At 44.8% G+C, this 16,424-nt stretch carries 7 protein-coding genes; all 7 read left to right on the top strand.

Annotated features, from left to right (window positions below; translation table 11 throughout):
- Positions 1–64 precede the first annotated feature (64 nt).
- The 7 genes from ACFI6J_RS06600 to traD all read left to right on the top strand — a co-directional run bounded on the left by ACFI6J_RS06600 (position 65) and on the right by traD (position 16,419).
- The gene (locus ACFI6J_RS06600; RefSeq protein ID WP_342177912.1) at positions 65–1,933 is read left to right on the top strand and encodes a site-specific DNA-methyltransferase; all 1,869 of its coding nucleotides are present in this window, start codon (positions 65–67) and stop codon (positions 1,931–1,933) included.
- A 1-nt stretch (position 1,934) separates the two neighbouring features.
- Positions 1,935–4,586 (top strand): DEAD/DEAH box helicase, encoded by a 2,652-nt coding sequence (locus tag ACFI6J_RS06595; RefSeq protein ID WP_105932743.1) that lies wholly within the window; start codon positions 1,935–1,937, stop codon positions 4,584–4,586.
- A gap of 96 nt (positions 4,587–4,682) precedes the next feature.
- On the top strand, positions 4,683–8,564 hold the full coding sequence (locus ACFI6J_RS06590; protein ID WP_105932742.1) for a hypothetical protein: 3,882 nt from the start codon (positions 4,683–4,685) through the stop codon (positions 8,562–8,564).
- Positions 8,564–10,990 carry a hypothetical protein gene (locus tag ACFI6J_RS06585; RefSeq protein WP_462585856.1) on the top strand — a complete coding sequence of 809 codons (2,427 nt, stop codon included), beginning with the start codon at positions 8,564–8,566 and terminating at the stop codon, positions 10,988–10,990. The genes ACFI6J_RS06590 and ACFI6J_RS06585 overlap by 1 nt, the downstream gene beginning before the upstream one ends.
- A gap of 71 nt (positions 10,991–11,061) precedes the next feature.
- Entirely contained in the window at positions 11,062–12,243 is a 1,182-nt protein-coding gene (locus tag ACFI6J_RS06580; RefSeq protein WP_022609801.1) for a DUF4268 domain-containing protein, read from the top strand.
- A gap of 156 nt (positions 12,244–12,399) precedes the next feature.
- Positions 12,400–14,550 (top strand): MobH family relaxase, encoded by a 2,151-nt coding sequence (mobH, locus tag ACFI6J_RS06575; RefSeq protein WP_277054114.1) that lies wholly within the window; start codon positions 12,400–12,402, stop codon positions 14,548–14,550.
- A gap of 48 nt (positions 14,551–14,598) precedes the next feature.
- Complete coding sequence (gene traD / locus ACFI6J_RS06570) at positions 14,599–16,419, top strand: conjugative transfer system coupling protein TraD (RefSeq protein ID WP_462585854.1); 1,821 nt, start codon at positions 14,599–14,601, stop codon at positions 16,417–16,419.
- Positions 16,420–16,424: the final 5 nt, after the last annotated feature.

The following is a 16,424-nucleotide window of genomic DNA, read 5'->3' as shown; positions in this document are numbered from 1 at the left end:
AGACAACCGCTTTTTATGACTAGAGATTAATCATCAGAATTAAATAAGAATTTAAGGAATACCGATGCCAACGTTGGATTTTAAAGGTAAACAGTTTGTTTATTCACACCACCTGAGTGTGCCGTTTCGTGAACTAAAAGTGGTTGCAGATAAATCGTTACCGCAGGTGGGCAAGACGGCATCACTGGATGACAACCTTATCATCCATGGCGACAACCTCGAAGCTCTTAAGGCGTTACTGCCAACTCATGCCGGCAAAGTAGACTGCATTTTTATCGACCCGCCGTACAACACAGGCAATGAAGGCTGGTGTTATAACGACAATGTGCGCTCGCCTCTGATGCAGGAGTGGCTGAAAAAGTCAGCTAATCCTGTTGATAAAGAAGACTTGGAACGTCATGACAAATGGCTTTGCATGATGTGGCCGAGACTTATGTTGTTGAAAGAACTGCTGTCAAACGATGGAAGTATTTGGTTAACGTTGGATGACAATGAAGTTAATAGCGCAAAGTTATTGATGGATGAAGTCTTTGGTGATGATAAGTTTGTTGGTTTATTTGTTGTCGTCAATAACTTAAAAGGACGAAATGATAAAGAGCATATAGCGATCACGCATGAGTATATTTTAGTCTACTCAGGAGATGAATTTGTCTCGAAAGGTTTGGATCTGACAGAAGAACAGCTAAAAGACTTCACGTTAAAAGATGAAAGTGGTTGTCTTTATTCATTACGTGATCTTCGTAAGAGAGGGAGTGAAGACAGAAGAGAAGATCGGCCTAAAATGTTCTATCCGATTTTTTGGAATAAAAGTGCTAATACTTTGTCTCTTGAAAGGTCATCAAACAATGACATTGAAATATTGCCAATGAGAGGAGATGGAACTCATGGGCGTTGGCGATGGGGAAAGGCGCGAGCATTTCAAAACTTAAAGAATTTGGAAGCTAGAGAATCTAGTAAAGGACGGTTTGATGTGTCCTACAGGGTTTATCTAGATGAGACTGATGGGAAAAAATCAAAATCGTTTTGGCAGGGAACTGAATTTGCCACCGATTTAGGAACAACGTTACTTAAAAATATTTTTGCAGGGCAAAACCCACTTGGTCACGCTCCCAAAACTTTAGCGCATGTTCAGCGCTGTATTGAATTGTCTATTGGTAGAGAAGGCATCGTACTCGATTCATTTGCTGGCTCTGGAACTACCGCTCATGCAGTTCTTGAAGCTAATAAAAAAGACAATGGCAGCCGTAAGTTTATCTTAGTCGAGTGTGAAGACTACGCCGATACATTAACTGCTGAACGTGTTCGTCGTGTTATTAACGGTTACCCCTTTAAAGGCAACCAGAAGCAAGAACTGCTTTCTGAAAAAATCACGTGGTCGGTCTTTGAGAAAAAACACGCGGAGTTGCTTGAAAAAATAGCCAAAGTTGAAGAAAAACACAGCAAGGATTTTGACAAAATCAAGAAAGAGCTCAAAGACGGTGTACTTACTGTAACTGGTGAGCGTAAAGTGGATGATTTTGCGCCAGGCATTGGTGGTAGTTTCACTTATTGTACTTTGGGTGAACCGATTCAAATTGAAAGTTTACTTACTGGCGAAGCGATGCCATCGTTCGACGCGCTTGCACGTTATGTGTTTTATACCGCAACTGGGCAGTCATTAGAAACTGTTGCTAAAGCTTCTGCCGATGGTTTTATCGGTGAAACAGATCTATTCCGTATTCATCTGTTCTATCGTCCAGATAGCGAATGGTTGCGTTCAAATGAAGCCGCATTAAACGCGGACAAAGTAGAGGCTATAGCTAAAAACAATACTACGAAGAAACGCACTATTGTATTTGCTGTAGCGAAATTTATGAGTCAGAAGGACTTAACTGAAAAACGCATTGAGTTTTGCCAGTTGCCTTACGCTATCCATCGTATTATGGGGGCGTAACATGGAGTTAAAAGACTACCAAAATGGTGTGCTGGATAAGCTGGACTATTACTTAAAAAAGCTGGCCGACACCAAGGAAGAAGCGGAAGACTTTGTTGCTTTTCAGAAAATGAAAGGCAAAGACGCTCGCTTAACCGATTATGCCAAAGACACGTGGGAAGCTCTGGTACAGGAGCGCCGTATTGACCTACTTAAAGACAAAAGCGGTCACTTGGTGCCCGCACCTTATGTCACAAGATTTGACGGATTAGAGCGGCCAATTCCTAACGTGTGCCTGAAAGTACCGACAGGTGGTGGTAAAACCTTACTTGGTGTTGCTGCGGTTGAGCGCCTGCAAACTGATTTGTTTACGCAACAGACAGGTATGGTGCTCTGGGTGGTGCCGTCGGATGCCATTTACAAACAAACCTGGAAACAGTTGGCCAATCGTGAGCATCCGTATAGGCAAATGCTAGAGCGTGCTTCGGGTGGACGAGTAAAAATGCTCGAAAAGAACGATGCATTTACCAAGCGGGATACCGACGAAAACCTGTGCGTTATGTTGTTGATGCTGCAATCCAGTGCGCGTCAATCCAAAGAAACCCTACGCATGTTCCGTGATAGTGGGCGATTTACCACCTTCTTCCCGATTGAAGATGACACCACAGCCAATGAGGCGCTATTGAGCAGTATTCGTAATTTAGATTGTAATGATCTTTCAGATTACGGTTGGCAAGAAGGCATAGCGCCAGGCTCAGTGTCAGTCAAACAAAGCTTAGGCAATGTGTTACGCATGGTTCGCCCAATGATTATTGTGGATGAGGGGCATAAAGCCTATAGCGAAACCGCAAGAGAAACCCTGTGTGGCTTTAACCCTAAGTTTATTCTTGAGCTTTCTGCCACGCCTAACGCAAACGGTAAGCATCACTCAAATGTGCTGGTGAATGTGTCTGGGCAAGCTTTGAAAGATGAGCAAATGATTAAGTTGCCCATCAACTTAATCAACGAAGACAAAAGTGACTGGAAGCATACCTTGTCGCTTGCGCACGCTAAATTGGCAGAGCTTGAACAGGATGCCGGGCAACTACAAAACGAAACCGGTCGCTATATTCGTCCCATCATGCTGATCCGAGTTGAGCGCACAGGTAAAGATCAGCGTGATTCAGCATTTGTGCATGCGGAAGATGCCCGCGAGTATTTGATGGACAAATTGGGCGTGAATGAAAATGAAATCCGCCTGAAAACGTCTGATAAAGACGAGTTGGGTGATGATGATTTGCTCAGCGAAATGTGCCCAGTTAAATACATCATCACAAAGGATGCGCTACGTGAAGGTTGGGATTGTCCTTTCGCTTATGTATTAACCGTGTTGTCAAAAATGACCGCAAAAACGGCAATTACCCAAATGATTGGCCGTGTACTACGTCAACCACATGCGCGATTGACGCAAAAAGCAAGCTTAGATGAGTGTTATGTCTATACCTTTGATCAAGACGTGATGGAAGCTGTTGCTGGTGTTAAGCAAGGTTTAGAAGAAGAAGGGATGGGAGATGTGGCGAATCAAGTTAAAGCTACAGAAGCCAATAAACCCGCCGCAGTAGTGAGCAAAGAAACCTTATTGCGTAGAGAGCGTTTTCGTAACCTACCTAAAATATTCTTGCCTAGGGTTTTACATCGCGATGCTGGGTACAAAGACGGCTACCGTTTGTTTGACTATGAACGGGATGTGCTGGGTGACCTAGATTGGGAATCGCTGTCTTATTTGAATGCTGAGAACTTCCAGCTAGTGGACGATAAGTTAAAGCGCACGATTGCCCGTATCGACTACAAAATGTCAAAGGATAACCAAGGCGAATTGGACTTAGCCGATCCGGTTCACGAGAACATCGAGTTTGACCCGAATGCAGGCCTGGATATCTCCTTTATGGTAAGGCAGCTCACCGATGTTATTCCAAACCCATGGCAAGCCATGCGGGTGTTAACGCACACGTTAGACATCTTGCGTGGTAATGGCGTTTCTGAGGAGGCCTTGTTTACTAACCGCCTTGAGCTGCTCAAAGAGATGAAGCGCGACATTAAACAACAGGTCGCGCAATTATCGGAGCAAATCTTCAGATCTAAGTTGGACAAGGGTGATATCTCCCTACGTCTACTCGCTTCAGACAACGAAAAGCTAAATTGGGAACTGGCGCAAACCTTAGAGGTTAATGTCAGTGAACATGATCAGGTGCTTCGCCGCAAAGATGGATCAGTACTCGAAAAAAGCCTGTTTGAAAAGGTCTATCAAAATGGGCTGAACAATTTAGAGCGCGACACAGCCTGGTATTTGGATAAGCAAGCGTCTGTGTATTGGTGGCATCGTATTGCAGTAAATCAACGCGAGTACAGCCTACAAGGCTGGCAAAAGCAAAAGGTTTACCCTGACTTGTTGGTGTGCGTCGAACAGCCAAACTCTGGCAGTTACCGCTTCTCTGTACTGGAAACCAAGGGTGAGCATTTAAAAGGAAACGATGACACTGAGTACAAGCGCCGATTGTTTGAGCTATTAACTGAGCACGTCAAGACGGCGGTAGATGCTGGCGAACTTACGTTGGAAGCAGCGTCGGGTGGTATGTCGTTCAGAATGCTGATGGAAGACAGTTGGTCACAGGAAATCGTGCCTGAGTTGAATTAATGAGTCATTTGTTGGTGTTGTGTTGTCTCCAACCTTGTCGCTCCTCTTAAAACAGGGGCGAAACTCAAAAGGAATATCAAGTTAACGAGGATTTAGATGAGTCAGCCAATACCGACTTCTTATAATCAAATCATTGCGCATACGATTGAACAGGCGCTTGCCCTATCGGTTAATGCAAAGAGCGAAAATGCTATTGCTGGCTTTTGTCAGTTACAAGGCCCAACAGGCGGGGGCAAAAGTAGTTCGCTTTATCGTAGCCCTGACGGGAAGACTCCAGCGAGCCTTGAATTTATAAAATCTAAAGGGTTGCAGGCCATATTGGTCACCCATCGCTGGAACATCCTGCATGACATTTATGAAAGTGCAACGAGTGCAAAAGACAGCTCAGGCAACCCATTGCTGGTTAGTATTCTTTATGCTCAGGATGAAACTGTTGTTAGTGCGGTTTCGCAACGGGCTCTGCCACATGAACAAGGCGTTCAAAAATCTGACTTGCCCGATCCTTATAAGGCCATTGAGGACATCCATGGTTTAGGAGTGTTTCGTTCTAATGCTGATAAAGAGGCTCTCGTTCGTGCTTGCCACAACGTTGCAGCCATAGCCCGTAATGTTGAGTATAAAAAGAAAAACCCTGATTCGATGGGCGTCTTACTAGAACGAGAAGAGCAGGAACTAAGAAAACTGTGTGGCTTTGTCGAACGAACGCTACTTGGGTGCATGTCGTCCTTAGAGAAGGCAGTGAAGTATGCCAGCAAGCAGCATGGCAAGACGCATGAGCTCACGGAGCAAGCAAAAGAAAAGCTTCGTTTATTTAGAGAAAATAAATGGGTGCGTCGAATTTTCCCGGCGATTGCCTGGCACGATGATAAGCAACATTTGCTGGTGTTAACGACGCAGAAGCTATTCGCTTCCTTTTACGACGGTAAACAGAAAGTCAGAATGTCGAGCGGACAACTGGCCGGAAAGGTAGTATTTGTCGATGAGTTTGATTACCAAGCCGACATTCTACAGACATTACTTGCCCAGTCTCAAATGGTGCAAGAGCCGCCTGAGTGTATTGGCCAATTACTTGAAGGGGGCAAGCGTCTTTTAGCGCGAATGCAGTTTGTTACTGCCGAACCTATACCTGAGCTTTACAGTGAGCTTAAACAGCTTATTGCGGAGCTAGAGGAGGATTTGACCAGCAAAGGTGTCGATCTGAATCAGTCTAGGGCGCTGGTAATGCCTTTAAAACAGTATGAATCCGGTGTGCCGTTCGAAAAGAAATATCTGTTTCGCTCAGATCACTTAGTAACCAGTGAGCCTTTGCAATTACAGCAAAAACCTCATGGCTTTGAAGTGAAAAGTTATGGACAAAGCGATGAAGAATCCGTTGATGTCGGTGATTTTTTGCGTGTGATGGAGAAATATATCAGACGCTTCAGTTTGCTGTTGTCGCAGTTCGCAACCGATGAGTCCGAAGCCTATGAGTATCTCGTTCGGCTAAACCGATTGCTGTTTGATCCTGCGAATGACTATCGACCATCCTACTATAGCACAGCGTTACCCAGCTTATCGCTGTTCTCCTTGCCTCGCACTAGCTTGCCTGAGTTAGAAGCGCTCAGTAGATCAAACCTATTACCTAATACTCAGACGAATATGTTTGGCCTAACAACCTGGCTATTAACCACGGATGAAGCTGAAGCGGATATTGACCCGTTGAGGATCAAGATTAAACGTGCTCTATTGCCGACAACACCTGAAGGGTTAATGGTTTCGTTATCGAGTCGAAACCTGGTTTTTGCACTATCCGCAACCTCTTATATCGAAAGGGGGATTGGTCATTTCGATATACGCTGGATTGAAAGCGCTTTACGTTACGTGGCTCAGGCTCGCAGTCCACAATGTACCGAGAGTTTTTTGGGCGATAGCTTTGAGCAGCGCCCCGAAGATTGGTTTAAGAAGCCAATTCCGTATTTACAAACTGACGAGGATAAGCAGCTGCAAATGGCAGTGATCCGATCGTTGGTTAAAGATAAATCTGAAAAGCGTCGCTCGACACTGAAAACCACGATCCACGACTTTGATGATGCTATCAATGCGCCAGTATTTCTGGAGCCAAAACTGCATTTGAACGCTGCATTTTTTGAGGCTGAGCACTCTGATTACAAGTATGAATACCGGCAGTCTGTGTTGTTTAAATTACTGCACGTTCTGCATTTGGCAGCGAATGAGCCACAACATAAAGGACACCTAGCCTTTGTTAACTCAGTCAAATACCTTCGGAAGTGGTTGATAAGTGATACCGCAGAAAACAGTAGGATGAGCGCGGATTGGCTTGAAATTGAGCGTTTAACCACTGGCGTATTGTCTTCTTTTGACGATGTGTTTATTCCATCGGCTGTCAACGGTAAGCCCATGATGATTTGCTTGCTCAATGCTGAAGCACAAAAGCGAGAAGGATTTGAGTACGCCTATCAAGCGGCGTTCGACTCTGGCCGAACCGTGGTGGTAATGACACAAACTGCATCCGCTACCAATGGAATTAATTTGGACTACTCCTTGCCCAACTCTCAAGGACAGATGGATCTGACGTCACTGTTTATTATTGAAAGTAAGCACTTTTACTTTTCACCATGGGATAGCAATGACGCTGATGATGAAATGTCTCATGCTGGCTTTCAGCTCAGAAACTTAGAAAAATTAGTCAGACGTTCAGAGTTTTCACGTAAGCAGCAGCGGCAATTTATTATGCCGTTAATGAATAACTCAGTCGCTAAAATCCAGGAGCTAAACAAGCTCTATAAAGGGACAAATGACTACGTTAAGAATCTTGCTGCTGACGTGCAGCAGCAAGTTGGTCGTATTGAACGTGCTTGGACGTATGTGCCCCATGTCGCAATTCATTTAAGCGATGATTTAGCAGGCCATCTTCGCAACTACGGCCAATTAACCGTTTGTACTAACAACCGAAATTGGGTTTCAAACCTTAATAATCAGCTGATTGATGATCTTACTCATTCCGAAGATGCATCGGTTTCCAACTTTCTTACCCTGTTGAAAACGCGATTCCAAGATGGCTCTGCTGCGGTAGATATTATTGATAACAAGTTAGTTTCCGCTATCCGAGATGCACGACAAGGTAAGGGTTGTATCGAAGATATTTCAGGACTTTGGCATGAACTAGGCCGCGCTGTATTACAGCATGATCTCCAATGGATGCCGCATAACAATACGTTTGGCATTACTGAGCCTTTGTGTCGTTGGGCGTGCTTTGAACGGCCCGAGGAATCAAAGGTTACTGGTGAAATATGGTACGACCCAAAAAGTTGGCAGTTCTTTGCAAAGCGTGCAGCGGGATTGATTAAGTATAACCCACAGACGCTTTATGAGGTTGTAAACCGGCAACCTGCTATTTCGGATTGGTTTAATCGTAAAGGTTTTCGAACGTCGTTTCAGCCGTTTGCCAACGATATTGAAGAGCAATTTGCATTTCATCCTGTCGTGATTCAGCGAATTTTACAAGGGCGTATTGGTGAAGAAGGTATTCGCGCACTGCTGAGTGACAAGCAGCTAGCCACTAAACAAGACGTCTACAACCATGAGTTGTTTGAATTATATGATTTTGAGATAGCCAACGCGGATGTTTTTGTTGATGCTAAATTTTGGTCAATAGCTGCTCTGGAACAGTCAGATGAAGGCTTTGAGCAATGGCTTGCTTCTGGTAAACGTCCTGAATTTGCGCCTTTGGGATTAATTAAAAAGCTGGAGAAGATCCGTCAAATCCGTGGTGAAAACGCCATTTTGGTTATCGCGAACCTATTGACTGGTGAAGATTGTTCCTTATCGGGCTTTTCTGAAATGTTGGAGCCAGTAAAAGTTGAGAATGCTTCAATCCTGTTTCTACCAGGTTGTTTGGTGAACGATGGATATCAAATGACGTCTGGCTTCAAGTGGTTTTCGAAAATAGTTTGGCAGCGTATGAGGGAGCAAGGTTAATGGATAAAAATAAAGATTTGAGGAAGTTGCCGCTGTCTCATTTGGTTTATTTGAATAACAAGGTTGATGCAGATAAAGCCAACAAATTTGTGGTTTATCACTATCCACTCATCAATAACAACTATCAGTGGAAAGAGAAGAAAGCCTGGGAAGAACGTATCGATGCTGAACTAGACAGTCGGCAGTTTGCCTATTTAATGAAAAAAAATGGTAATCAGTTTGGTCTCTATGTGGCTTTACAAAGCTCAAGTGATATTCCTCCGTCTATTGTAGACGCCGAGTTGCAACCTATTACTCCAGTTAGAGTTGAATATTCACCGGTGTTAAATCCTGTGTGGATTCGACTAATGATGCGATCATTACGGGCTTTTGGCGGTCATTGTAAAGGCGCTTACAGCTTAGGTTGTCCGTTATTGAAAGTAGATAGCTGGGCTGGCGGTGTTAATGCGATCAGCCTAGATTGTAGAACTCAGCAGTTAAAAGATGGAAATACCACTGAGATTGCTCTGTTTTATACCAATGTTCCATTAAGACCGTTATCTAATGACGATGATATAGATCGCATTAAGAAGCCTCTATGGGTCTATGACAAAAATAAGGTACTCGTCAGGTGGTATCCTGGCCATGAAAGAAAACCGAGAGGTACGCTGTTTAAAGAAATTGGAAAGAGTAAAAATTCACGGAAACAGCGTCCGTTTCTGGATCTTTCTACACCAACTAGGTTTGAGCAAAGTTGGCCTATGGTGTTAAAACCAGTGCAAGATGCGTTTATCTGTTTTGCGCGTGACTATGGTTTTGAACTTTCAGCTAAAACGTTAAATCTCCAACCACTGACGTTGAAAACAAAGCATAAGGCCAATAAGGCTAAGTCATCTTTCCCAAGCATCGAGATATCCGGTGAAATCAAGGTTATAGACCTAAGAGTTAATACCGTTGTTGCTTGTGAAGAAATCTTAGACTTATTTAAATCGCTCATTGCACAGAAAGGCGTCGATGTTTCGTGGGATTTACTAGATGGAATTTCGGCAAATGACTTTGAACGGATAAAACTTGAACGTTCGGACCGTGTTTTGATTCTGCTTGATCAGGAAAAAGGTATTGAAGATGATCGTTATCCACTAACAAAGTCGTTAGTTGGACGGTGTGCAGTTCAACATATCAACGTTAATCCTCATGATTTAACGGGAGACCCAGTCGAAAAAAGGTTATTAATCGAGTCAAAAAGAGACGATGACCCGATAAAGCTATACGTTGCGTCTGAAGGTGGATATTACACCTACAACTACGAATTATTAGATACCAAGGCATACAAAGAAGCGATTATTAGAAAGCTTGAAGTGGTTCTTAAAGAATTAGAGATCAAACGTTTACTGATTGATTCTGATAGGGCTATTTCTCAAGTCTTGCCATTGCAACGCGCCTGTTTAAATGAATCAACTATTGTCATTACTGATGGTTATTTGTTTACGGTTTCAAACGACAGACCGGTGTTGATCCCCTTCGATCCCACTGATTCTGGTATGACTTTGAAAATAAATGAGTACCTCGCCAATTTCGAAACATCCGTAGATGATTTGCTCACTTTGATGAATGAGAAGTGGCCCTATAATTATCGTCAGAATGTCGTAATGGATTACTACGGTACTGAAGTTGATAAACAACGACGATTTGCGGCAAGAATTACGCTTGTTTTGAGTAAGGATAAGGATTCACAAGTATCAATCATGATGCAAGATCCATCTTACGACCAAACGAATGTATTGCCACTGGGTATGGAAGATGCGCTTTCGGATTTAACCAAGAAACAGAAGCCTTATCCGTTGACGGATTGGGTTCTGCCAGATAGTGAAGTATTGCTCAATATTGTCAAAGAATTGAGTGATGATGGCGTGTTATCCAGCCAAAAGGCAACAATGCGATTTGAAAGTGAGTTACCCGAATTAGTTGAATTATGGCAAGAACAATTAGTTTCGCTTCATCAGCAAAATGAAACGAAGGTGACTTACTATCAGGTAAAAAAAGAGGTTATTCAGCGTTGGTTAGATAAGCGAGGAAAGAAAAAAGATACATCAATCAGCGGTAGTTTAGATACCTTGTTATCTCGATACTTTGATAAGCCTTTAAATGACATCAAACGCTGGATGAGTAACATTCCGGGTATTCAACGCATATGGTACGACAAAGAAAAGGGATATTTTGTTGTCGGTGGATTAACCTCTCCAAAAGCTCAGTTGATGAGACAGCCAAGCATCCGACAATGGCACACCTTGCAAGGTGAATTGGACATCGAATTACTTGCTGATTTGCTAGATGTTGATTGGGTTCGTATGAATCAGCTTGCGGGTAACCCCTGCGTCACAACATTAATCAAGCGATGGAAAGAGATAAATCCCGAGTCTAGAGATGCGATTTTGCTCAGTTGCTAAATGACTTTATTAAATAATTCTGTAAATGAAATTGAAGCGATAAAAAATGCTAAGTAATAGGATAAATAACCATGTTCACGGTAAATCATCAAACCAACAGGATTAGTCCTGTTAGGGCAAAGAAGTTCAGTGAGCTTGGCTTTTCTGAGCGAAAACACCTTCAGGAATGGTTGGCGCATGAGCCTTCTGCGCTGGGTGAAGAGTTATTAATTATTCAAAAGGAGTTCGATGGCTTTGATGATACCCGCGAACGCTTAGATTTACTTGCGCTAGATAAAGATGGCAACTTGGTCATTATTGAAAATAAACTGGATGACAGCGGTCGTGATGTGGTCTGGCAGGCGCTTAAATATGCCTCCTACTGCGCCAGTTTGACCAAAGCGCAGATAGTTGAAATCTACCAACAGTACTTGGATCGCTATGAACTTGTAACAGGAGAAGTTGACCCGTTAAATGGCCCCCAAGGTGCTGCACTTAATGCCAGTCAAAGAATTTGTGAATTTCTGGATGCGCCAGATCTGGATGAGGTCAAGCTCAATCTAGGTAACAGCCAGCGTATTATGTTGGTTGCGGCAAACTTTCGCAAAGAAGTGACCAGTACTGCACTTTGGCTCTTGGGGCAAGGCATTAGTATTGCTTGCTTCAAAATTACCCCTTATTCGTTGGGAGAGCAGCTACTCATCAATATTGACCAGATCATCCCCACGCCCGAAGCGAAGGAGCTGATGATCGGTATTAATGCTAAAGAAGCGGAAGAAAAAACGACCGAAGTGGTACTGAAAAACCGCCATACGGTGCGTCGCGAATACTGGGAGCGAGCCTTAGAGGCGTTTCAGAAAAGTCCGTGCCAGCTCTACAACAACATTAGCCCAAGTAAAGATCATTGGCTATCAGCAGGTTCTGGACTGAGTGGTTGTCCGTATAACCTGATTTTTCTGCAAAAAGAGCTTCGAGTTGAGCTTTGGATTAGCCGTGGAATTACCGAAGAGAATAAATATCTCTTTGATTCATTGCTTGGGTCCAAACAGGACATTGAACAAGTATTTGGTGCGGAGCTTGAATGGATGAGATTGGATGAAAAGAAATCTTGTCGTATTCAGTTTTCAACCAAAGCCGATGGCTTCAACAAAGATACGTGGCCCAATGCGGTTGCGTGGCACTTAGAGCAGATGACTAAGTTAGAAAAAGCTTTAAAAGGGCCGCTGCAAAAAGCGGCTGAAGCGCTAAAAAACAAACCGGCAGAGGTATCCTGATTCCCGTAAGCTGAATTTTAGTATTTCAACTCGCTTGTTTCATCGGGTGCTAAAAGACCTAAATACATTGTCTGCACATATAAGTATTAAATCTTTGAATCTAATTAGCCAGCAACACTAGATTGAACCTTCACACTATCGTGTCGGAGGTTCACTATGTTCAAAAACCTATTTTTTCAAACAAAAGCACTACCAGAGCTGTCATCTCAACTGGATGCAGAAATCCCACGCTACCCACCATTCCTGAAGGGGTTGCCAGCTGCGTCACCCGAGGATTTGCAGTCCACACAAGACGAGCTAATTGCCAAGCTGCGCCAGGTACTTGGCTTTAATCAGCGTGATTTTCAACGGTTGATTCAGCCCTGTATTGACCATCTGGCTGCTTATGTTCATTTGTTGCCAGCTTCTGAGCATCATCATCACAGTGGCGCTGGTGGTTTATTACGTCACTCGTTGGAAGTTGCTTTCTGGGCGGCACAAGCAGCTGAAGGTATCATCTTTGTTGCCAGTGGCACACCGGTTGAGAAAAAAGAGCTGGAACCAAGATGGCGTGTTGCTGCTGCTCTTGGCGGTTTGTTCCATGATATTGGTAAGCCTGTTTCAGACTTATCCATCACAGACGAAGATGGACGCTATCAGTGGAACCCTTTTTTAGAAACACTATCCCAGTGGACCACTAATAACAGCATTGAACGCTATTTCATTCGCTGGCGCGACGGACGGTGCAAGCGGCACGAGCAATTCTCAATTCTGGTTTTAAACCGGGTGATGACACCTGAGTTGCTCGCTTGGTTAACCCAGCCGGGCCCTGAGATTTTGCAAGCCATGCTGGAAGCAATTGGCAATACCGATCCAGAGCATGTCCTGTCCAAATTGGTCATTGAAGCTGACCAAACCAGTGTCCAGCGAGACCTGAAAGCTCAACGAATTTCCGTTGACGACAATGCCCTTGGTGTCCCAGTCGAACGCTATCTACTTGATGCCATGAGGCGATTGCTTGCCAGTTCCCAGTGGCTGGTCAATCAGCGAGACGCCAGAGTCTGGGTACGAAAATCGAATCAATCAATCAATCTTTACCTGGTTTGGAAAAGCGCGGCTAAGGACATCATTGAGCTATTGGCCAAAGACAAGATACCTGGCATTCCAAGAGATCCCGATACCCTTGCGGACATCCTCATTGAGCGAGGATTAGCCACAAAATCAGCCTCAAATGAGCGATATGAAAGCCTTGCCCCTGAAGTGCTGATCAAAGACGGCAAGCCAATCTGGTTACCCATGCTGCATATATCTGAGGCCGATTTATTGTTCAGTTCGAATGTACCAAGTGGTGTGAGGCTGTTTAGCAAATCTGAGTGGGAAGCAACACAGCAAACACAAGCAGAGCCTCAGAGTCGTTCCAGTGAGCAGCCAGGCTTGTCTGAAGAGTCATCATCAATTGAACACAGCAATTCGGCTGAGTCGCCATCGACAAAACCGTCCGACCAAGATGATGAACTTCGTCTTGCTAGTGATGTTAATAACCCCCAGGCAAATGAAAACGTTCCGGGTGATGGATGTGAAAAGCCTAACAATTTTCATGATGGCGCTATCTCAAATAACGTGAACCAGCACGATACAGAAGCATTGAATCTCCCTGAATCTTTGGCGTGGCTCCCAGAGGCCAGCAGTGCGTTGGTTATGGTTGGTGAACAGATACTGATCCGCTATCCCGATGCCGTAAGACCTTGGTGTGCTCCCCGAAAACTGCTTGCTGAACTCAGTCGATTAGATTGGCTTGAACTAGATCCCGCAAACCCGACACGTAAGGCCAGAACTGTGACTACGAATGATGGCGTTCAGGAGCAAGGGTTACTGCTGAAAGTATCGATTTCTAAAGGGCTAATTGCACTGATTGACCTTTCCAAACAAGACGCAGAGTCAGTGGAACCAATTCAGAACGAAGAGGCTTCACAGCGTCCGAGTCGAACTGAGACAGCCAATGCCCAAGCAAAAGAGCCCGCCACAAGAGCGGAGCGTAAGCAAAAGCCTATTGCGGCCAATGCGAACTCAAGTACAGACCCCAAACACGCGCAGCGGCAACAGATGGTTAGTTTTGTGAAAGATTTGCCGATCTTACTGACCGATGGCGATTACCCAGACGTGGATCATAGTGCCGATGGTATTCGCGTCACGATTCAAACCTTACGCCAAGTCGCCAATGAGCATGGCATTCCAGCCGGACAGCTGCTTCGGGGGATCTCGGCCAGTGACCAATGCCAGTTTGATGAGGGGGAAACGGTTCTGTTTACCGCTCACGCTAAACGTTAATCCATTTGAAGTTAAGCGGATTGTAAACGGTTATTTTGCGGAGCATGAATGAAAGAAAACGCATATGAGATGCCCTGGCGCACGAACTATGAAGCCATGGCAGCAGCAGGTTGGCTGGTTGGAGCCACTGGGGCATTTGCCGCAGAAATGCTGACTGAGCTACCACCTGAGCCATTTTGGTGGATGACAGGGATTTCCTCGGGCATGGCGTTGTACCGCCTTCCTGAGGCTTATCGCCTTTATAAGTTGCAGATGGGGCTAAAAGGCAAACCATTGGCATTTATGGAGCTGTCGCATTTGCAAAAGGTGATGGCAAAACATCCTGATGAATTGTGGTTAGGGTATGGCTTTGAGTGGGATCAACGTCATGCTCAACGCGCTTATGAAATATTAAAGCGGGATAAGCAAACCTTGCTTAACCAAGGTCACGGTAAGCAAATGGGCTCGACTTGGATTCATGGTGTCGAGCCCAAAGAAGAAGATGTGTACCAGCCAGTTGGTCACACCGAGGGGCATACTTTAATTGTCGGAACGACCGGTGCCGGAAAAACCCGATGCTTTGATGCGATGATCACTCAGGCCATTTTGCGTAATGAAGCCGTGATTATTATTGACCCCAAGGGAGACAAAGAACTTAAGGATAATGCAAAGCGAGCCTGTATTGCCGCCGGTAGTCCTGAGCGCTTTGTGTATTTTCATCCGGGTTTTCCTGAGCATTCAGTACGACTTAATCCTCTGAGAAACTTTAACCGGGGCACTGAAATCGCCAGCCGAATTGCGGCCTTAATCCCATCCGAAACCGGTGCTGATCCATTTAAAGCCTTTGGCCAAATGGCACTGAATAACATAGTGCAAGGTTTGTTGCTTACGTCACAGCGTCCTGATCTGAAAACACTGAGACGATTCTTGGAAGGTGGCCCAGAAGGCTTGGTAGTAAAAGCCGTCACGGCCTGGGGGGAGCAGGTGTATCCGAACTTTAGTGTGGAGATCAAGCGCTTTACCGAAAAGGCAAACACCTTGGCTAAACAAGCTATGGCGATGCTGCTTTTTTACTACGAACGCATTCAGCCCGTTGCCGCCAATACTGATTTAGAGGGGCTATTGAGTATGTTTGAGCATGACAGAACCCACTATTCTAAGATGGTGGCTTCACTGATGCCGGTACTCAATATGCTCACATCAAGTGAACTAGGTCCATTGCTATCACCGATTGCAAACGATGTGGATGACAGCCGGTTAATTACGGATTCTGGCCGTATTATCAACAATGCCCAAGTGGCCTATATCGGGTTGGATTCATTGACCGACGCCATGGTTGGCAGCGCCATTGGTTCGTTGCTTTTATCCGATCTCACCGCCGTGGCCGGTGACCGCTATAACTATGGTGTTGAAAATCGTCCCGTAAATATCTTCATCGATGAGGCGGCTGAAGTCGTCAACGATCCCTTCATTCAACTGCTCAACAAAGGCCGTGGCGCAAAAATGCGTTGTGTGATTGCTACTCAGACCTTTGCTGACTTTGCAGCTCGTACAGGCAGTGAAGCTAAGGCTCGCCAGGTGTTAGGAAACATCAACAACTTGATAGCCCTTCGGGTGATGGACGCCGAAACGCAGCAATACATAACTGACAATCTGCCTAAGACTCGGTTGCAGTACATCATGCAAACTCAAGGTATGTCGTCCAACTCGGACAGCCCCGCGTTGTTTACCGGCAATCATGGTGAACGCTTGATGGAGGAAGAAGGCGATATGTTTCCACTGCAGTTATTAGGCCAGCTCCCCAACCTGGAATACATCGCCAAGCTTTCAGGTGGCCGCGTGATCAAAGGTCGCATTCCTATTTTAACCAGCTCTACACAGGCAGCATAAGGAGT

The sequence above is a fragment of the Alteromonas sp. G4i13 genome (assembly GCF_054960505.1).
The sequence above is the reverse complement of the archived record's forward strand: the minus strand, read 5'-3'. Positions and strand labels throughout refer to the sequence as shown.

What these genes read in the sequence shown, in the direction of transcription:
- ACFI6J_RS06600 (WP_342177912.1), top strand. Translation starts at nt 65, where the DNA reads ATGCCAACGTTGGATTTTAAAGGTAAACAGTTTGTTTATTCACACCAC.
- ACFI6J_RS06595 (WP_105932743.1), top strand. Translation starts at nt 1,935, where the DNA reads ATGGAGTTAAAAGACTACCAAAATGGTGTGCTGGATAAGCTGGACTAT.
- ACFI6J_RS06590 (WP_105932742.1), top strand. Translation starts at nt 4,683, where the DNA reads ATGAGTCAGCCAATACCGACTTCTTATAATCAAATCATTGCGCATACG.
- ACFI6J_RS06585 (WP_462585856.1), top strand. Translation starts at nt 8,564, where the DNA reads ATGGATAAAAATAAAGATTTGAGGAAGTTGCCGCTGTCTCATTTGGTT.
- ACFI6J_RS06580 (WP_022609801.1), top strand. Translation starts at nt 11,062, where the DNA reads ATGTTCACGGTAAATCATCAAACCAACAGGATTAGTCCTGTTAGGGCA.
- mobH (WP_277054114.1), top strand. Translation starts at nt 12,400, where the DNA reads ATGTTCAAAAACCTATTTTTTCAAACAAAAGCACTACCAGAGCTGTCA.
- traD (WP_462585854.1), top strand. Translation starts at nt 14,599, where the DNA reads ATGAAAGAAAACGCATATGAGATGCCCTGGCGCACGAACTATGAAGCC.